We start from the raw sequence: 19,407 nt of genomic DNA, 5'->3' as shown, positions 1-19,407 counted from the left end.
TCTGGCGCCGCAAGGCGTGGGGGTTCAAGTCCCTTCACCCGCACCATATGCGGAAGTAGTTCAGTGGTAGAACACCACCTTGCCAAGGTGGGGGTCGCGGGTTCGAATCCCGTCTTCCGCTCCAAAGATTTTGCCGGGGTGGCGGAACTGGCAGACGCACAGGACTTAAAATCCTGCGGTAGGTGACTACCGTACCGGTTCGATTCCGGCCCTCGGCACCAGTTAGTTCTTTAATTGAACTTACAGTGCCCAAAAAATAAATGCGCCCGTAGCTCAATTGGATAGAGCGTTTGACTACGGATCAAAAGGTTAGGGGTTCGACTCCTCTCGGGCGCGCCATATTTCGGGAAGTAGCTCAGCTTGGTAGAGCACTTGGTTTGGGACCAAGGGGTCGCAGGTTCGAATCCTGTCTTCCCGACCACTTCAAAATGGGGCCTTAGCTCAGCTGGGAGAGCGCCTGCTTTGCACGCAGGAGGTCAGCGGTTCGATCCCGCTAGGCTCCACCAAAGATTTTTGCTTCAGCAAAATATCTTTCCTTTTACGCAGCGTATGCTGAGTAAAAGAATCTTCCACAAATTATATAAAAATGTTTCTTGGCGGTGTAGCTCAGCTGGCTAGAGCGTACGGTTCATACCCGTGAGGTCGGGGGTTCGATCCCCTCCGCCGCTACCAATACGGACCTTTAGCTCAGTTGGTTAGAGCAGACGGCTCATAACCGTCCGGTCGTAGGTTCGAGTCCTACAAGGTCCACCATTCACATTTTATACACGGAGGAATACCCAAGTCCGGCTGAAGGGATCGGTCTTGAAAACCGACAGGGGTGTTAAAGCCCGCGGGGGTTCGAATCCCTCTTCCTCCGCCATATTATTTTTACCCTTATTATCGTCGCGGGGTGGAGCACGTCCGAATCATCTTCGGAGCTTGCACATCAGCGCACCGACTGAGCAGCAGCTTGATTAAGCTTTCTAAAGTCGGGGTGGTTCTAACGGATATTGATTCGTAAAATCACAACTTGATTAAACTTTTATTATCGTCGCGGGGTGGAGCAGTTCGGTAGCTCGTCGGGCTCATAACCCGAAGGTCGCAGGTTCAAATCCTGTCCCCGCAATACCATTTTTGTTAAAGTGAATAAACGTCTAGTCGGTAACGGATGGATGAATATTTTGCTGACGCAAGGTAATGTAAGTTCTTTTGCTAACGCAAGATAATGAAAGATATTTTGCTTTCGCAAAAATCTCTGGTCTGGTAGTTCAGTTGGTTAGAATGCCTGCCTGTCACGCAGGAGGTCGCGGGTTCGAGTCCCGTCCAGACCGCCATTTCAATTACATAGTGTGGCTCAGTAGCTCAGTTGGTAGAGCAATGGACTGAAAATCCATGTGTCGGCGGTTCGATTCCGTCCTGAGCCACCATTTTTCATTTATATTATACTTTTATGGCGATTGTGGCGAAGTGGTTAACGCACCGGATTGTGGTTCCGGCATTCGTGGGTTCGATTCCCATCAGTCGCCCCAACTTTATTGCGGGTGTAGTTTAATGGTAAAACCTCAGCCTTCCAAGCTGATGTCGTGGGTTCGATTCCCATCACCCGCTCCATGGGCCTATAGCTCAGCTGGTTAGAGCGCACGCCTGATAAGCGTGAGGTCGGTGGTTCGAGTCCACTTAGGCCCACCATCTCAATATTCCGCAGTAGCTCAGTGGTAGAGCTATCGGCTGTTAACCGATCGGTCGCAAGTTCGAATCTTGCCTGCGGAGCCATATGGAGAAGTACTCAAGTGGCTGAAGAGGCGCCCCTGCTAAGGGTGTAGGTCGGGCAACCGGCGCGAGGGTTCAAATCCCTCCTTCTCCGCCATTAAGGCCCGTTGGTCAAGCGGTTAAGACACCGCCCTTTCACGGCGGTAACACGGGTTCGAATCCCGTACGGGTCATATCTAAAAGACTATCTCAACGATAGTCTTTTTTCTTTTCAAAATATAATAATTTATAAAAACTGAAGCGTTCCAAATCATTAGAGGGTTGGGAAGAGAAAACTATAAAAAGCAGGTTAATTCGTATTTGAATTAACCTGCTTTATTTGTTTTTATATAGTATCAGATTATCAAAAAACTCAGAAATACTCCCCGTAATAGAGATAGGCAAGACAAGAAACGATTAGTGTATAGATTAATGCTGTCCAAAAAGGAGGGGAGCGTAGTACTCTTGTTTTTGTATGTACTGCAAATGCTCTGTACCCCGGCCCATGACAATGAATAATTCCTGCAGTCATTAATACTCCTATAACCAGCGTCCATTCCATAAATGGACGTCCTGTTTTCAAAAAAGCCCAATAAGGCAATCCTAACAATACCAGCAGAGTGAATAATACCGAAATCAACCGTAAAGAAAGGTTACTTACCATCTGCTTGCCTCCTTATTTAGAATATTCTTACATTATAAACGAAACAATTCATTTATGGAATATATTTCTAAAAGTCAGTTATAATTCTAGGTGCTGGTTTTCCCTCCTTAACACAACCACTTTCTATAACTTTGGGCGTTTTTTTAAGTGTTTAAAAACTCAATTTAATATTCATCGTGTAACGATAAGAGAAATTGAGTAACAATAGGTTTGTCGTCGACGCTGTGACAAAGTTAGTTTTCATCTTCCTTGTTGATGAACATTCTGTGAATTATGATGGATATATAAGTAATGACTTTATAGAAAGGGAGATAAATATGGCTCAATCAACTGTAAAAGTTAAAATACAAAAGTTTGGTAACTTCCTCAGTTCAATGGTACTGCCGAATATCGGTGCTTTCATTGCATGGGGATTGATTACTGCATTATTTATCCCTACCGGTTTCTTTCCAAATGAAAGCCTTGCCAAATTAGTGGGGCCGATGGTAACGTTTCTTCTGCCTCTCTTGATCGGTTATACAGGCGGTAAGCTTGTGCACGATCAGCGCGGCGGCGTCGTGGGTGCGATCGCCACAATGGGTGTCATCGTCGGTGCACCTGATACCCCGATGTTCCTCGGTGCCATGATCATGGGACCGCTTGGCGGGTACTTCATCAAAAAATTTGACAGTGCGATCGAAGGGAAAATCCGTGCGGGGTTTGAAATGCTCGTTAACAACTTCTCTGCAGGAATTCTTGGCGGGATTCTTGCGATCCTTGCGTTTCTCGGTATCGGACCTGCTGTTGACGGACTGACAAAACTATTGGTTGCCGGTGTCGACTGGCTTATCGGTGCAGGACTTCTGCCGCTGACAAGTCTCTTGATCGAACCTGCAAAAATCCTGTTCCTGAATAATGCCATCAACCATGGTGTCCTTTCACCGATTGGTTTGGAACAGGTACAGCAAACGGGTCAATCGCTTCTATTCTTACTGGAAGCAAACCCTGGACCGGGTCTGGGTGTATTGCTCGCATTTATGCTGTTCGGCCGGGGGACTGCCAAGCAATCCGCTCCGGGCGCAGCAATCATTCATTTCCTGGGAGGTATCCATGAGATTTACTTCCCATATGTCCTTATGAAACCTATGCTGTTTCTTTCAGTCATCCTCGGAGGAATGAGCGGAGTCTTTACGCTTGTTCTGCTGGGCGGCGGACTTTCTGCTCCTGCTTCGCCAGGAAGCATCTTGGCGATTGCTGCTGTCACACCTCCTGAAGGTATGAAGTATCTGGCCAATTTTGCGGCTGTTATTGTAGCAGCGGTTGTGTCATTCCTCGTATCTGCGATCGTCTTGAAATCAAGCAAGAAACAGGAAGACGACATTGAAGAAGCTACAAAGAAAATGGAAGCAATGAAAGGGAAGAAGAGTTCTGTTTCCGGACAAATCAATCAGCAGCAGGGCACACTTCCTGGTGAAGTAAATAAAATTGTCTTTGCATGTGATGCAGGGATGGGATCCAGTGCGATGGGTGCTTCATTACTGCGTAAAAAAGTGAAGGAAGCCGGACTCGATATCTTCGTTACGAATACAGCGATCAGCAATCTGCCCGCTGATGCACAGGTAGTCATCACTCAGGAAGAATTGACACCGCGCGCGAAGAATAAATTGCCGGATGCGCACCATATCTCGGTCGATAATTTCCTTTCAAGTCCGGAATACGATAAGCTTATTGGAAGCCTGCAAAATGACATCACGGAAGAACAAGATGAGCTTGTCGAGGAAGCAGAAAAAGAAGCCGTCGGAGTCGAACCGCAGAGAGATGGGGATAACGATCTTTTACGAGAAGAAAATATCTTCATCGGCCAGGAGTTTAAGACGAAGGAAGAAGCCATCCGATTCGCTGGGGAAGCACTCGTGAAGGCTGGTTATGTAGAAGACAGTTACGTTGATGCAATGATCGAAAGAGAAGGCATCACGACGACTTATATGGGCAATAATGTAGCCATACCGCATGGTACGGAAGATGCAAAAAAAGCAGTCATCAAATCAGGCTTTACCGTAATCCAGGTGCCGGACGGCGTGGACTTCAATGGTGAACAAGCCAAGCTGATCTTCGGTATCGCAGGTAAAGACGGCACGCATCTCGAAATCCTTTCAAGCATTGCGGTCATCTGCTCCGAGCAGGAAAACGTAGACAGGATGGTACAGGCGAAAACGGCCAAAGAACTTAAAGACATCATCAATAGCAATTAATCTCCAATCCGGAAAGGTTCTTTTAGCCTTTCCGTTTTGGCTGTTTTTAATAGAAGGTTTGGGAGACCTGGTGTTTTACTCTATGTCCGCTTATAGCATTGATTTTCATGAATAGAACGGAGGGAGAACATGTTCATTACATCAAGAGAAAAAGCCATAATAGAATTGATTGTAAAAACATCGGGCAAGCATACCGTCAACAGTCTCTCCTCATTCATGAATGTAAGCGGGCGGACAATCCAGCGTAATCTGAAATCCATCGAAGGAATCCTGAAACAGTATCATCTGGAATTGAAACGGACACCGGGGGATGGATTGTTCATAGATGGGAAGAACGAGCATATTTACAGGCTGATTCAAGGGTTGTCTGAAGCAAGTCCGACAGATGACACCCCGGAAGAACGAAAGCTGCAGCTATTGATCATTTTGCTGCATGAAGGGCCTTCATTTAAGAAACAGGTGCTGGCCCGCCAGCTTGGAATCAGTGTCACTACCCTGGGTTCATATCTCGACGAATTGGGGGACTGGCTGAACAAATACAGCATCACCCTCACAAGGAAGCGGGGGGTGGGAGTGGAGCTGGTAGCGGATGAAGCCAGTAAGCGGCATGCGCTGGCAAGCTTTTTCCTTGTTTATTTTTATGAAGAGATCATAGAAAGCTTATACTTAATGCAAAACGGCCATTCATTTCAGGAGCCGATTCTTGGCTTTTTCCCGCCCGGGCACCTTAAGGCTGTCCATCAATCTGTGGGCAGGCAATTATCCAAAGAGCAGCTGAATCTGGTGGATAATGATTATATTGGACTGGTCGTACATGTTTGCTTGTGTATTCAGAGAACCCATAATGGCTGGCCGCTAACGGAAAAGAATGACATGGAAAGCCGTTATTCCAGCGAATTTAAGTGGATGCAGGAGATCGCTCAAGAGCTTAAAAAAGTGCTTTCCATAAGGATCTCGGAAGCAGAAATCAATTTTTTGACACTCATATTAAAAGCATCCAAAGTTCAGGAAACGGATGCTGTTTATTACAATAGTATCTTTCTCGGCCATCTTATAAAAAAGGTGATCAAGGATGTTTCAACCTCTTTAAATGTTGATCTGACGGATGATTTTTCTCTGTTTCAGGGGCTGCTTGCACATATGGGACCATCGACTTTCCGTCTGAAGCAGCAGATGGAATTATTTAATCCGCTGACGGAGGAAATTAAGGAAAAATACCCGGTGCTGTTTCTGGCGGTCAAAAACAGTCTTGAAACTGAATTTACGGATGTTGATTTTCCGGATGCTGAAGTGGCGTATATTGTCCTTCATTTCGGATCGGCAATGCTGATGAATGAAGAGAAGGTCAGAATCAGTGCAGTGGTAGTATGTCCTACTGGGATCGGCGCCTCAAAGATGCTTGCAAGCCGGATACAAAAAGAGTTGAAGATGATTCACTCTGTTCATATTCTGTCAATTGCCGATTTCAGGACGGCCAACCTTAGTGTGTATGATATCGTTATTTCAACGGTCAGGCTGCCTTTCACGGAAGTGGATTATCTGCTGGTGAACCCGTTGTTGAGCGATAAAGACATTGGAATCATCGAGGATTATGTGCAAAAAAACATAGAAAAGATTACACGGGAAAAATATATGAAGCCGTCCCCTCCCGAAGAGGAGAATGTACGTACTACAGAAATCAGGGGATTACTGCAAGAAATAAAAGATGTCCATCAAAGTATCGAAACCATTCTCGATCATTTCAAGGTGTACCGGATGTCGTCAGTCAGGAGTCATCATGATGTGCTGCAGCAGATGGCAGAAAAAGCTGAAGAGATCGGGCTGATGACGGACACAGCTGCCGTGCTCACTCAGCTTCTTAAGAGGGAAGCAAAGGGCGGCCTGGGAATACCGGGTACGAATATGGGTCTGTTCCACTGCCGTGATGAAAACGTCAATGGACTCCTGTTTCAAGCCGCCCACTTGGACCAGCCTTGTGTTATAAAGGGGATGGACGGGAAGGATCTTGAAATGAAAAGTCTCCTGCTGATGATCGCTCCAGAGAAATTAAGCAAAAGGGAGCAGGAAATCCTGAGTATCATAAGCACCAGCCTTATTGAAGATCATGCCTCGATGATGATCTATTCATCCGGCAATGAATCCATGATTTATAAAAAGCTTGAACATCTATTTCTCGATTACTTACAAAATAACTTGATAAAGGAATGATGATAATGAAACGAACTGTTCATTTTGGCGCAGGTAATATTGGCAGAGGTTTTATCGGAGCGTTGTTCTCTCAATCAGGGTATCACGTCACGTTCGTCGACATTGCGGAAAAAGTCATTGACAAACTGAATGCTGAAGGAACTTACCAGGTGAAATTGGCAACCGAAAAGCATGAAAGCGAAACGATATCCAACGTATCGGGACTTAACAATCTCCATCAGGATAAGGAAGTGGTGGACGAAATCGCAAAGGCGTCGTATCTGACAACAGCGATCGGTCCGAGCATCCTTCCACGGATCGCACCGCTCATCTCCAAAGGGATTGAAAACCGTGTCCTTGAAACCGGCGAACCCCTGTATGTGATTGCATGCGAGAATCAAATCGGGGCGACGGATATCTTAAAGGGACATATCATGGATCATTTATCCGATGAAGCGAAGTCAAAATTGGAAGGGAAAGTGTACTTCTTCAATTCAGCTGTAGACCGCATTGTGCCGATCCAGGAACAGGATTCATTGGATGTCCTTGTCGAACCTTATTACGAGTGGGTGGTGGAAGCGGATGAATCCATCCCGCCGGTTAACGGTATGACCATCGTCCCTGACCTTGCCCCATTCATCGAGCGAAAACTGTTCACAGTGAACACGGGTCATGCAGTCATTGCTTATCTTGGGTATTTGAAAGGGAAAACAACGATTGATGAAACACTTGCTGATGAAAGTATCGCAGAGCAGGTGCGGGAGACGCTTAAAGAGACCGGTGCTTACTTGATTAATCAATTCGGGTTGGATGAAAAAGAACATCTTGCGTATATCGAAAAAAACATCGAGCGTTTCAAGAATTCCTACCTGAAAGACGGGGTAACAAGGGTCGGACGTGCACCGATGAGAAAACTCGGTCCGGATGACAGACTGATCCGTCCGACAACTGAAGCACAAGAAGCTGGGTTGTCCTACTCCAATCTTGCCAAAGCCATTGCAGCGGCATTATTATTCGATCACCCTGAAGATCAGGAAGCCGCAGCAATTCAGAACATGATTAAAGAAAACGGTGTTCCATACGTTCTCAAGGAAGTAAGCGAACTGGACGAAACAAGCCCGATCACGGCAGAAGTCATTCGTCAGTATGAAGTACTAAAAGCGTAGTAAGCAACAAACACTTCGAAGGCCTGACCCTCGCGTATTTATAACGGGGTCAGGCCTTTTTGGTTTTTAAATTTCTACATGTTTACGTAATTTCGCATAAATTGAATTCGCTCAGTTCTACAGTATAATTTTATACTGAATAACGGAATCCTTTTACTTTCTTCTTTTTTTTCCTCCTTTTTTTCTCAAAGAACTTTCGACATATCCCCCTATATATTCCTCATGTAAACCCTGTCATTTTCCATACTCTTACAATGCAATCGCTTTCCCATTGTCCGGTGTAGAATTATGTCGGAATAGAGCGATGTTTTTAAAAAGGAATTTTTCATAAGTGGCAGAAAGTAGTTAATAGATTGAAAAATGTAGGTGAAGTGATGAACGCAATGATGTTATCTGATTATGATGTCTTTTTATTTCATGAGGGAAGTTTACAGCAAGCGTATCAGTTTATGGGTTCACACGTGAGGAATGACTCCCGCGGGACCTATACAGAATTTTGCGTTTGGGCACCGAATGCACGGAGTGTGTCCCTGGCAGGCTCGTTCAATGATTGGAATAGTGCCGGGTATGAACTGCAAAAGTGGAACCGGGAAGGATTATGGGCTGTCCGGGTAGATGGTGATTTGACGGGTGAAACCTATAAATATGAAATCACCACCTTATCGGGGGAGCGGAAACTTAAGGCGGACCCGTACGGATTTGCTTCAGAGAAGCGTCCGCAGACGGCAAGCATCGTATATGATCTGGAAGGGTTCAAGTGGAGTGATGAAGAGTGGCTCGAGAAAAGGTCCGGTTCATCGATTTATGATAAGCCCATGTTCATCTACGAAGTGCATGCAGGGACATGGAAAAAGAAAGATGGGAAATTTTTATCCTACACAGAACTTGCCCGGGAGTTGATTCCGCATGTGAAGGAGCACGGGTTTACTCATGTCGAGCTGCTGCCGGTCACCGAGCATCCTTTTGACCGGTCCTGGGGTTATCAGAGTACAGGATATTATGCACCGACAAGCAGATATGGCGAACCCCATGACTTGATGAATTTCATCAATGAATGCCACAGAAATGATATAGGGGTCATCCTGGACTGGGTGCCGGGGCATTTCTGTAAAGATGCCCATGGCTTGTATCAGTTCGACGGTTCTTTTGCCTATGAGTACGAAGAAGAACGCGACCGCGAAAATTATACGTGGGGGACGGCTAATTTTGACCTCGGAAAAGGGGAAGTAAGGAGTTTCTTAATTTCAAACGCCCGTTACTGGATGGAGGTCTACCATATAGACGGTTTCAGGATCGATGCAGTGGCCAATATCATTTACTGGGCCAATCAGGGCGAGCAGTCACCGAATGAGGGCGCCATCGGATTTTTGAAAAAGCTTAACCAGGCGGTATTCGACTATGATTCTTCCATCCTGATGATTGCTGAAGACTCGACCGACTGGCCGCAGGTGACATCCCCTGTCCATTACGGGGGGCTTGGCTTTAATTATAAATGGAATATGGGCTGGATGAATGATGTGCTAGATTATATGGAGACGCCGCCTGCGAAGCGCAGGGATGTCCATTCCCTGATGACGTTCTCCCTTCTTTATGCCTTTTCAGAGAATTATGTTCTCCCTTTATCTCATGACGAGGTGGTGCACGGGAAGAAATCACTCCTGGATAAAATGCCCGGTGACTATTGGCAGAAGTTTGCTCAATACCGGCTGCTTCTCGGGTTCATGTGCGCCCACCCGGGGAAGAAGCTCCTGTTCATGGGAAGCGAACTGGCCCCGTTTTCGGAATGGAAGGACTTGGAGGAAATCGACTGGCATTTGATGAATTACGATTTTCATCTCAAATTCAACTCATATTTTAAAGAATTGGTGCATTTATATAAGGGTGCCGAAGCTTTATATGAACTGGATCATCAATCCCGGGGGTTTGAATGGATCGATGTAAACAACTCAGACCAGCAGATTTTTTCTTTTATAAGAAGGGGTAAGAAAGAGAACGATCATCTGGTAGTGATTTGCAATTTCAGTCCGATTGTTTATCACGGGTATAAGGTCGGCGTGCCTCATGCCGATTTCTATAGAGAGATATTGAACAGCGATGCCGGCAAATATGGAGGTTCGGATCAAGTCAATCCTGCCCCGCTTCCTGTATGCCATGAAACCTATCATGGAAAAGCGGGATCCGTAGTGATGACGATTCCACCATACGGTACAGTATATTTAAAACCAGAATATGGAAGGGGAGAATAGAATGGCAAAGGGAAGATGTGTGGCCATGTTATTAGCTGGCGGTAAAGGAAGTCGATTGAGTTCTTTGACGAAGAACCTTGCGAAGCCTGCCGTCCCGTTTGGGGGAAAATACCGCATCATCGATTTCACTTTGAGCAACTGCACGAACTCAGGAATTGATACAGTGGGGGTCCTGACACAGTATCAGCCGCTTGTTCTAAACTCCTATATCGGGATAGGAAGTGCGTGGGATCTCGACCGCAGAAATGGCGGGGTGACGGTTCTGCCTCCGTATGCAGAGTCATCCGAGATGCGCTGGTATACCGGGACGGCAAGTGCCATCTATCAAAATATGAATTATCTTGAGCAGTATGACCCTGAGTACGTACTCGTTTTATCTGGCGATCATATTTACAAGATGGATTATAGTAAAATGCTTGACTATCATATCGAAAAGAAAGCGGATGTGTCCATATCTGTCATTGAAGTGGATTGGTCCGAGGCAAGCCGGTTCGGTTTGATGAATACGAATGAAGAAATGAGGATCACGGAATTTGAAGAGAAGCCTGCCTATCCGAAAAGCAACCTCGCTTCCATGGGTATTTATATCTTTAATTGGTCCGTCTTGAAGGACTTCCTGGAAATGGATGAACGGAACCCGCACTCCAGCCATGATTTCGGGAAAGATGTGATCCCGCTGCTGCTCGATGAAAAGAAAAAGCTGATGGCCTATCCGTTCAAGGGCTACTGGAAGGATGTCGGAACGGTAAAAAGCTTATGGGAAGCGAATATGGACCTGATTGACGAAGACAATGAATTGAATCTGTTTGATCATGAGTGGAGAGTGTACTCTGTCAATCCGAATGAGCCGCCTCAATATATCTCTGAGGATGCGCTTGTGGAAGGATCGCTCGTCAATGAAGGCTGCACGATTGAAGGAACGATTTCGAAGTCGGTATTATTCCAGGGGACAACGGTTAAAAAGGGTGCGCACATCTCACGTTCGGTCATCATGCCGGATGCAGTGATCGGTGAGAATTCCTATATCGAACAGGCGATTGTTCCATCCAATGTCAAAGTCCCGAACGGCGTCTGCATCATGCCGGAAGAGGGATCTGATGAAGTGATCCTCGTGACGGAGGCATTCATTGATACATTGCTTGAGCAGGAAGAAGTGTAAAGAGCTCTAAAGTACAACGTAAGAGGAGGATTTATCGTGAAAAATTCATTGCTTGGAGTCATAGATGCCACTAGTTATTATCAGTCTTTAGAGGATTTGCTCTTACATCGGTCGATGGCTGCCCTTCCGATTGCAGGAAGATACCGCTTGATTGATTTCGTATTGTCAAACATGGTGAATTCAGATATCGGGTCTGTAGCGATCTTCCCAAAGTTTCAATATCGCTCATTAATGGACCATCTTGGTTCGGGGAAGAACTGGGATTTGAACCGTAAGCGTGACGGTCTTTTCTTCTTTCCGGCCCCGGGACTCGATGCCGTGGATGATGGAGTCGGTTCATTCAATCATTTCGCCCATCACCTGGATTATTTCCATCGCAGCAGCCAGGAATATGCATTGATCAGCAATTGTTATACGGTAAGTAATATCAATTACCGGCCTGTCCTTGAAAGGCACGCTATGATCGGCTGCGATATCACTGAAATCCGTCATAAAGGGAGGTCACTCGAAATGTATCTTGTGAAAACCTCGCTGTTGACAGAGTTGATCGATGGCCGTGAAAAGTCGGGTTATACGTGCATGAAGGACGTGGTGGAAGACATGGACAGCGGCTACAAGGTTTGCGGATATGAACATGCAGGATTCGTTGAAACAGTCGATTGCATTGAAAAGTACTATGAAACGAGTATGAAGCTTTTGGATGTCTCATCCTGGAAAGAGCTGTTCAAAAAAGAAATGCCGATATACACAAAAGTGAAGGATGAACCCCCTGCCCGCTACACATCTGGGGCCTCAGTCAAAAACAGCATCATTGCCAATGGCTGTTATATAGAAGGGAAGGTTCGGAACACGACCATGTTCCGGGCAGTGAAGGTAGGAAAGAATACAAGTATTTCAAACAGTATCATTATGCAAAAGAGTCAAATTGGAGATAATTGTGTACTAGATAATGTCATCCTGGATAAAGACGTGAGGATCGAGGACGGAGTAAAGCTTATTGGAGAGCCCGGTCAACCCATCGTCATCCGTAAAGGAATGATTCAAGGAGCGCTGATGAATTCGTGAAAGTATTGTTTACAGTTTCTGAATGTGTGCCTTTTGTTAAATCAGGGGGATTGGCGGACGTTGCCGGCGCCCTTCCGAAAGAGCTGCGGAGCCTGGGGACGGATATACGGGTCATTCTCCCGAAGTATGGGGGGATTCCCCGGGAATTCCGCGCAAAGATGAAGAAGAAGAAAGAGTTTTTTGTTTCCGTCGGATGGAGGAATCAATATTGCGGGATTGAAGAGCTCCATCATGACGGGGTTACATATTACTTTGTGGATAACGAGTATTACTTTAATCGTGACCGCATGTATGGTTATTTCGATGACGGCGAGCGGTTTTCGTTCTTTACGAGAGCAGTGCTGGATGCCATCGAGGCCATCGATTTCTATCCGGATGTGATTCATTGCCATGACTGGCATACCGGGATGGTACCGTTCCTTTTAAGGACGGAGTACCAGGATAAACCTGGGTATGCGTTCATCCGGAGTATCTTTACCATCCATAACCTTCAGTTTCAGGGAATCTTTCCGGAGTCTGTGATGACAGACTTGCTGGGTATACCAGGGCGTTATTTCCACCCTGAGTACCTTGAGTTTTACGGCAGCATCAATTTCATGAAGGGTGCTTTGATTTCTTCGGATTATATCACCACCGTAAGCCCGACCTATAAAGATGAAATATTGACCCCTTATTACGGTGAAAGGCTCCACGGCATCTTAAGGCTGCGATACGGTCAGCTTGAAGGCATCCTGAATGGGATCGATGATGAGGTGTACAATCCTGAAGAAGGAGGATTTCCTTACAGGAGCGCAAATCTGCAGGGCAAAATAGATACAAAGCGTGGACTCCAGGAGAAACTGAATCTTGAAGTGAATGAAGATATCCCGGTTGTTTCAATCATTTCCCGTTTGACTGTACAAAAGGGACTCGAGTTGGTCAGGGGTGTGTTTCATGAAATGATCCGGGAGAATGTTCAATTTGTTCTACTTGGGACTGGGGACTGGGAGTTTGAACAATTTTTCCGCGAGATGGAATCGCAGTATCCCGATAAAGTAAGGGTGACGATCGGATTCAATGAGGAATTTGCAAAAGAAATATATGCAGCATCGGACCTCTTCCTGATGCCGTCTAAATTTGAACCGTGCGGACTCGGACAGCTGATCGCGCTGCGGTACGGGGCGCTGCCGCTGGTAAGGGAAACGGGCGGACTGAACGATACCGTCCAGTCATATAACGAAGAGACGGAGTCGGGGAACGGCTTCTCCTTTAAGAATTTCAATGCGCATGACATGCTCCATACGTACCAAAGGGCACTGCGGTTTTACAATGATGAAAGGGATACATGGAAGCATATCGTACGGACTGCCATGAATAAAGATTATAGTTGGGCGCAATCGGCCTTCAAATACAACCAATTATATGCCGACCTTGTATCGAGGAGTGAAAGCCATGTTTTCTGATCACAATGAATTCAAAGAAATGTTTCTGAAGAAACTTGAAATGATGTACGGAAAGACATTTCCTGAGTCCACCCCCCAGGATCAATTCTTCACCCTCGGCCATTTGATCAGGGAACACATCAGTATGAACTGGATCCACACAAATGAGCAGTATCGTTTCAATAAGCAGAAGCAGGTGTATTATTTATCGATTGAATTCCTCCTCGGCCGTCTCCTGAGACAGAATTTGATGAACCTTGGGATCTATGAGGTAGTCGACAAGGGCTTGAAGGATCTTGGAATCGATCTAGCCGATATTGAAGAAATCGAACATGATGCGGGCCTCGGGAACGGGGGACTCGGCCGCCTGGCTGCATGTTTCCTCGATTCCCTGGCATCTCTCAATCTCCCTGGTCACGGGTATGGCATCCGCTATAAACATGGATTGTTTGAACAGAAAATCGTCAACGGCTTTCAAATGGAGCTTCCAGAGCAGTGGCTTCGTCACGGCCATGTATGGGAAGTGAGGAAGTCTGATTTGACGGTTGAGGTCCCTTTTTGGGGAAAAGTCGAATCCTATTCGGAGAATGACGTACTGAAGTTCAGGCATGTTGATGCCGAACTCGTATCAGCCGTTCCTTACGATATGCCTGTGGTAGGTCATGAAACGTCGACAGTGAATACCCTCCGGTTATGGAGTGCGGAACCTGCTGCTTATAAGGCAGGGAAGGATCTCATGAAATATAAGCGGGAAACAGAGGCAATCACTGAATTTCTCTATCCCGATGACACCCATGACGAAGGAAAGATCCTCCGGTTGAAGCAGCAGTATTTCCTGGTATCGGCAAGTATCCGCTCCATCATAGATTCGTATATTTACAGATACGGAGATTTAAAGGATCTTCATGAATACGTATCGATCCATATCAATGATACACACCCGGTGCTTGCCATACCTGAACTCATGCGCGTCCTTGTGGATGAATATGAATTTGACTGGGAAGAGGCATGGAATGTAACGACGAAGACATTTGCCTATACGAATCACACGACCCTTTCTGAAGCATTGGAGAAATGGCCGGTCCGTATTTTCCAGCCGCTGCTTCCAAGAGTGTTTATGATCGTCAACGAAATCAATGAGCGGTTCTGTAAAGAGTTATGGGAGAATTATTCCGGTGACTGGAAGCGGATCGAGGACATGGCCATTATTTCTCACGGAGAAGTGAAGATGGCACATCTCGCGATTGTCGGTAGTTTCAGCGTCAACGGTGTAGCCAAGATCCATACTGAAATCCTGAAGCAAAGGGAAATGAATTTGTTTTATCAATATTATCCCGATAAATTCAATAGCAAAACCAATGGGATCACACACAGAAGATGGCTCCTGGGCAGCAACCAGCCGTTATCGAAGCTGATCACCTCGGCAATCGGAACCGATTGGATCCATCAGCCGGGTAAACTGAAAGACCTCGAAAAATACCGGGAAGACTCATCACTGCTGGAAGATCTGTATAAAGTGAAACAGCTGAACAAAGAGAGGCTGGCCAGGCGCATCTATGAGAACAATGGGATGAAGGTCGATACCGATTCGATTTTCGATATCCAGGTAAAGAGGCTTCATGCTTACAAGCGTCAGCTGTTGAATGTGCTTCATATCCTTCATTTATATAACAAGTGCCTGGAGGATCCCCATTTTGATTTCCATCCAAGGACATTTATCTTTGGGGCGAAGGCATCACCCGGTTATTACTATGCCAAAAAAATTATCAAGCTCATTCATTCAGTAGCGGACCTCGTCAATGATCATCCTGCAGTAAAGGGGCGGATCAAGGTCGTCTTTATGGAAAATTACCGGGTGTCACTGGCCGAGGAAATCATCCCTGCCGCTGATTTGTCACAGCAGATTTCAACTGCCAGCAAAGAGGCCTCAGGTACGGGCAATATGAAATTCATGATGAATGGTGCAATCACGCTGGGCACACTTGACGGAGCGAATATCGAAATCCTCGAGCAGGTCGGGGAGGACAATATTTTCATCTTCGGCCTGACGGCGGAGGAAGTCATGAATTATCAGAAGCAGGGCGGCTACTACGCAATGGAATATTATCATCATGACCCGCGTATCAAGAAGGTGCTGAACCAGCTGATAGATGATACGCTGCCGGGAGCGGACGACCATTTTGAAACGATCTATGATTCTCTTTTGGGGGAAAACGATCAGTTCTTTGTCCTTCGTGACTTCGATTCCTATGCGGGAATTCAGGAAGAAGCCGGCAAGGCCTATGCAAACAGGAAAGAATGGTCGCGCATGTGCCTTTACAACATCACGAATTCGGGCTATTTCTCGAGTGACCGTACGATCGAAGAATATGCCGGGGATATTTGGAAGATCGGACAGGGGAGCTTAATGAGATAGAGTCGGGAACCTTCCTTGATAGGAGAATGTAATTGCAGTAAAGGACCTGTTTTGTAAGCGGGAACAGGAAAACTATTCTGTCAAGTAATTATTTTATACTAGATAAAAAGAACGTCTAATTGAACAATTCGACTGTATTTGAAGATGTATACCCTGTGTTATTATTTTAAATAATGAGTAAAAGCGAGTCCTCCACTGTCGGGGGACTTTTTATTTTTATAGAAGGAGTGGACATGTTGGACATATTGATCACCGTATTTTTCATTCTAAGTGTCACCTTTCCTGTACTTCATTTATACCATTGCCTGCCGTTTTTCAGGGACGATGATGAAAGGTCTAAACGAAATCCCGCAATCAAGGAATGGATGATCAAGCATGGGCATGAAGAGGAGCATGGGTTGAGTATATTGATTCCTTGCTATAACGAAACCGGGATAGTAGAAACCTCGGTCCGGAATATGTCGTCACTGCCTTATAGAGAACTGGAAATCATTTATATCAATGATGGTTCAACCGACGATACGATGGATGATCTGCATCGATTACTGGAGCTGGAGCACTATTCCATGAAGCCTGCCGGTAAATTGGAATATCAAGAAGTCAAACAAATCTACCGATCCAGGCTGTATCCGCATGTATATGTCATTGATAAGAAGAATGGAGGAAAAGCGGACGCCTTGAATGCCGGAATCGACTATTCCTTGCATGAAATCACCATCACATTGGATGCCGACACGATTTTGGACCGGGATGCACTGCATGCTGTTAACGATACATTTAAAGACGACCATGTTGTCGCTGCCGGGGGGATGGTCCATGTCCTTCAGACAAAGCCGAATGATTCATCTAAACGGTTGTCTTTGAAACATGCCAATATGCTGCTGCGTGTGCAGGTACTGGATTTTCTGAAAGCATTCTATATTTCCAAGCTCTCTCTGGTCCGATTTAAAGCGTTGGCTGTCATATCGGGGGCTTTCGGCATTTTTAGAAAACAGGTTCTCCTTGATGTTGGAGGCTACCGGAACACGATAGGTGAAGACATCGACATCACCTTGCGGATCCATCGATTGATCGCAAAAGATAAAAAGAAAAAGATTCGTTTTATTTCGGACGCGGTCGGATACACAGAGCTGCCGGAGACTTGGCGGGATTTGACAAAGCAGCGTGTGCGCTGGCAAAAGGCGTATATAGACTGTGTCATACATTTCAGTTCATTTTTCGGAAAAACCCTGTTTACCAAAGCAGTATCTTTCTTTTATATCTTCGAGGCATTCCTCGTGGGGACGATTGCTTCATACATCATGACAGGGATTGTAATTGTCAATATGATCTATGATCCGCAAAATACATATTTGAACTATATGTTTTTCTATATGTTTTGGATTTTTGTGTTCGGAGTAATTTATGATGTCGCAGCAATCAGACAGGGTAAGCATTATGGATTTACGTTCTCCATAAAAGACAGTTTCAGAATCATGGGGGCCATTCTTTTCGACATTTTCATCTACCGATTCGTCACAATGTATTTTGTCATGTTTGGAAGTATTTCATATTTCTTCAACCAAAAGTGGAACAAAGTATCGAGGACAGGTAGAAAGTATGGGGAGGAAGAGACAGAATCTGCTGCATAAAAGAAGGACCATGATTGAAGGAGGAGCAATGGGTAAAAAAGTATTGTTGATCACATTAACCTCACTGACGGTATTCATTTTAACCCTGGTGAGTTTTACATTCCAATTTGTCACTTCGACAGGAGCAAGCATGAACGAAGACATTGAACATAAAGAAAAATACCAGGCGCGTGTGGACGACCTGAGCCTGACCGATGGAGATCCCATCTCCATCCTTTTGATGGGAGTGGATACCCGCTCGGGTGAAGAGGGTGGAAGAGCCGATACAATGGTCCTGATGACCCTTAACCCCCAGTCAAAATCAATCGAAATGGTCAGTATTCCGCGGGATACGCACTTAAAGATTGATGGAGGTTTGGATAAAATCAACAGCTCTTATCAAATCGGCGGCCCCGCAGAAACAATCAAGTCTGTGGAGAAACTCCTTGATGTGCCTGTCGATTATTTCATCGAAGTGAACATGAAGGGCTTTGAGGGAATCGTCAATGCTTACGGAGGAGTTGAAGTGAACAACGATATAGAGTTTACGGATAAGCATGTACACTTCCCGAAAGGCGAGATTAAGCTGGACGGCAAAGAAGCATTGATTTACGCCCGGATGAGGAAAAAGGACCCCAGGGGAGACTTTGGTCGTCAGAAACGTCAGCGTCAAGTTATTGAAGCGCTGATGCAGAAAGGGGAAAGTATAGAATCCGTTACAAAATTCGGTGAAATCATCGATGTTATCCAACATAATGTGAAGACAAACATGAATCCGATTGAAATGTGGAATATTCAAGCAAATTACAAGAGTGCCAGGGAAACCATGGAAGCTCACAAAATAGAAGGTAAAGACAAAACCTTTAAAGGCACTTATTATTACATGCCGGATAAAAAGAACCTCAACACTATTTCACTCAGGCTGAAAAAACATTTAGAACTGATATCAAATGATGAGGCAGATCAAAATCGTTCAAAAATAAAGAAAAATGCTGAAAATAATAAGAAATCTGGGGATCTTGGGGCAGCAACTCATGAAACGAACCGATCTAAAAGTGATCAAGATACCGAAATGAAAGATCAAGATCCTGAAACAGAGAGATCTTATGAAACAGCCAAGAATGAAGCTGAGGAAAAAGATACAGACAAAAATTCAAATGAAACCGGTAATCAGCCCAATGTAAAAAGGGTCATCAAAGAAGATTGGAAGCCGGTCCCTACAAGGCAAACAAATCATACAAAGGTTACGTTTGATGAGGGGTCACTGGATTGGGAAGAAATGACTGAAGCAATAGCCAAAGGAGCTAATTTAACAAGGGACGATATGATTCTTTGGTGGGTGGAAGGTAAAGGAATGAATAATGTCATGGCTACTGTAACGAATAAAACTCAGACAGAGAATTACAGAGTTCATGTCAAGTGGATTGAAGGAAGAGGCTATGCAGCTATCAAGGTGGAAGAACTGTATGAAAATGATCAGAAAAACCGCTGATGAAGATATGGGTCAAGAC

The 19,407-nt window shown here is 45.3% G+C and carries 11 protein-coding genes and 17 tRNA genes; 27 read left to right on the top strand and 1 reads right to left on the bottom strand.

Annotated features, from left to right (window positions below; all coding sequences use genetic code 11):
• The first annotated feature begins 49 nt into the window (after nucleotides 1-49).
• The 17 genes from BHE18_RS14885 (at nucleotide 50) to BHE18_RS14805 (ending at nucleotide 1,925) form a co-directional block, all read left to right on the top strand.
• Nucleotides 50-124, top strand: a tRNA-Gly gene (locus BHE18_RS14885).
• Between the two features lie 8 nt (nucleotides 125-132).
• A tRNA-Leu gene (locus tag BHE18_RS14880) sits at nucleotides 133-221 on the top strand.
• A gap of 41 nt (nucleotides 222-262) precedes the next feature.
• Nucleotides 263-339 (top strand) — tRNA-Arg (locus tag BHE18_RS14875).
• A 5-nt stretch (nucleotides 340-344) separates the two neighbouring features.
• Nucleotides 345-421: transfer RNA gene (locus tag BHE18_RS14870), tRNA-Pro, on the top strand.
• Between the two features lie 9 nt (nucleotides 422-430).
• A tRNA-Ala gene (locus BHE18_RS14865) sits at nucleotides 431-506 on the top strand.
• 89 nt (nucleotides 507-595) lie between these two features.
• Nucleotides 596-672: transfer RNA gene (locus BHE18_RS14860), tRNA-Met, on the top strand.
• A 4-nt stretch (nucleotides 673-676) separates the two neighbouring features.
• A tRNA-Ile gene (locus BHE18_RS14855) sits at nucleotides 677-753 on the top strand.
• A 16-nt stretch (nucleotides 754-769) separates the two neighbouring features.
• Nucleotides 770-862: transfer RNA gene (locus BHE18_RS14850), tRNA-Ser, on the top strand.
• A 172-nt stretch (nucleotides 863-1,034) separates the two neighbouring features.
• Nucleotides 1,035-1,108: transfer RNA gene (locus tag BHE18_RS14845), tRNA-Met, on the top strand.
• A 131-nt stretch (nucleotides 1,109-1,239) separates the two neighbouring features.
• A tRNA-Asp gene (locus BHE18_RS14840) sits at nucleotides 1,240-1,316 on the top strand.
• 17 nt (nucleotides 1,317-1,333) lie between these two features.
• Nucleotides 1,334-1,409 (top strand) — tRNA-Phe (locus BHE18_RS14835).
• A 26-nt stretch (nucleotides 1,410-1,435) separates the two neighbouring features.
• Nucleotides 1,436-1,511: transfer RNA gene (locus BHE18_RS14830), tRNA-His, on the top strand.
• Nucleotides 1,512-1,519: 8 nt separating this feature from the next.
• A tRNA-Gly gene (locus BHE18_RS14825) sits at nucleotides 1,520-1,593 on the top strand.
• A gap of 1 nt (nucleotide 1,594) precedes the next feature.
• Nucleotides 1,595-1,671 (top strand) — tRNA-Ile (locus BHE18_RS14820).
• Between the two features lie 9 nt (nucleotides 1,672-1,680).
• A tRNA-Asn gene (locus tag BHE18_RS14815) sits at nucleotides 1,681-1,755 on the top strand.
• A gap of 3 nt (nucleotides 1,756-1,758) precedes the next feature.
• Nucleotides 1,759-1,849 (top strand) — tRNA-Ser (locus BHE18_RS14810).
• Nucleotides 1,850-1,853: 4 nt separating this feature from the next.
• Nucleotides 1,854-1,925 (top strand) — tRNA-Glu (locus BHE18_RS14805).
• Between the two features lie 179 nt (nucleotides 1,926-2,104).
• Here BHE18_RS14805 and BHE18_RS14800 read toward each other — a convergent pair.
• Complete coding sequence (locus BHE18_RS14800) at nucleotides 2,105-2,395, bottom strand: hypothetical protein (RefSeq protein ID WP_071619302.1); 291 nt, start codon at nucleotides 2,393-2,395, stop codon at nucleotides 2,105-2,107.
• A 317-nt stretch (nucleotides 2,396-2,712) separates the two neighbouring features.
• On the opposite strand from BHE18_RS14800, the gene BHE18_RS14795 reads away from it, so the two are divergent.
• The 10 genes from BHE18_RS14795 to BHE18_RS14750 all read left to right on the top strand — a co-directional run bounded on the left by BHE18_RS14795 (nucleotide 2,713) and on the right by BHE18_RS14750 (nucleotide 19,388).
• Nucleotides 2,713-4,626, top strand: coding sequence for a PTS mannitol transporter subunit IICBA (locus BHE18_RS14795; RefSeq protein WP_071619301.1), 1,914 nt, complete (start codon nucleotides 2,713-2,715; stop codon nucleotides 4,624-4,626).
• 129 nt (nucleotides 4,627-4,755) lie between these two features.
• On the top strand, nucleotides 4,756-6,834 hold the full coding sequence (locus BHE18_RS14790; RefSeq protein WP_071619300.1) for a BglG family transcription antiterminator: 2,079 nt from the start codon (nucleotides 4,756-4,758) through the stop codon (nucleotides 6,832-6,834).
• Nucleotides 6,835-6,839: 5 nt separating this feature from the next.
• Nucleotides 6,840-7,979: a mannitol-1-phosphate 5-dehydrogenase gene (locus tag BHE18_RS14785; protein WP_071619299.1), complete on the top strand. Its 1,140-nt coding sequence runs from the start codon at nucleotides 6,840-6,842 to the stop codon at nucleotides 7,977-7,979.
• A gap of 374 nt (nucleotides 7,980-8,353) precedes the next feature.
• Nucleotides 8,354-10,225: a 1,4-alpha-glucan branching enzyme gene (glgB, locus tag BHE18_RS14780; RefSeq protein WP_071619298.1), complete on the top strand. Its 1,872-nt coding sequence runs from the start codon at nucleotides 8,354-8,356 to the stop codon at nucleotides 10,223-10,225.
• 1 nt (nucleotide 10,226) lies between these two features.
• Complete coding sequence (locus BHE18_RS14775; RefSeq protein WP_071619297.1) at nucleotides 10,227-11,384, top strand: glucose-1-phosphate adenylyltransferase; 1,158 nt, start codon at nucleotides 10,227-10,229, stop codon at nucleotides 11,382-11,384.
• A gap of 36 nt (nucleotides 11,385-11,420) precedes the next feature.
• Nucleotides 11,421-12,449: a sugar phosphate nucleotidyltransferase gene (locus BHE18_RS14770; RefSeq protein WP_071619296.1), complete on the top strand. Its 1,029-nt coding sequence runs from the start codon at nucleotides 11,421-11,423 to the stop codon at nucleotides 12,447-12,449.
• Complete coding sequence (gene glgA, locus BHE18_RS14765) at nucleotides 12,446-13,891, top strand: glycogen synthase GlgA (protein WP_071619295.1); 1,446 nt, start codon at nucleotides 12,446-12,448, stop codon at nucleotides 13,889-13,891. The genes BHE18_RS14770 and glgA overlap by 4 nt, the downstream gene beginning before the upstream one ends.
• Complete coding sequence (locus tag BHE18_RS14760) at nucleotides 13,881-16,286, top strand: glycogen/starch/alpha-glucan phosphorylase (protein ID WP_071619294.1); 2,406 nt, start codon at nucleotides 13,881-13,883, stop codon at nucleotides 16,284-16,286. The genes glgA and BHE18_RS14760 overlap by 11 nt, the downstream gene beginning before the upstream one ends.
• Before the next feature lie 233 nt (nucleotides 16,287-16,519).
• Nucleotides 16,520-17,917 carry a glycosyltransferase family 2 protein gene (locus BHE18_RS14755; protein WP_071619293.1) on the top strand — a complete coding sequence of 466 codons (1,398 nt, stop codon included), beginning with the start codon at nucleotides 16,520-16,522 and terminating at the stop codon, nucleotides 17,915-17,917.
• A 28-nt stretch (nucleotides 17,918-17,945) separates the two neighbouring features.
• Nucleotides 17,946-19,388 carry a DUF1510 family protein gene (locus tag BHE18_RS14750; protein WP_171910712.1) on the top strand — a complete coding sequence of 481 codons (1,443 nt, stop codon included), beginning with the start codon at nucleotides 17,946-17,948 and terminating at the stop codon, nucleotides 19,386-19,388.
• Nucleotides 19,389-19,407: the final 19 nt, after the last annotated feature.

This window comes from Rossellomorea aquimaris (assembly GCF_001877785.1).
Lineage (GTDB): Bacteria > Bacillota > Bacilli > Bacillales > Bacillaceae_B > Rossellomorea > Rossellomorea aquimaris_A.
The sequence above is the reverse complement of the archived record's forward strand: the minus strand, read 5'-3'. Positions and strand labels throughout refer to the sequence as shown.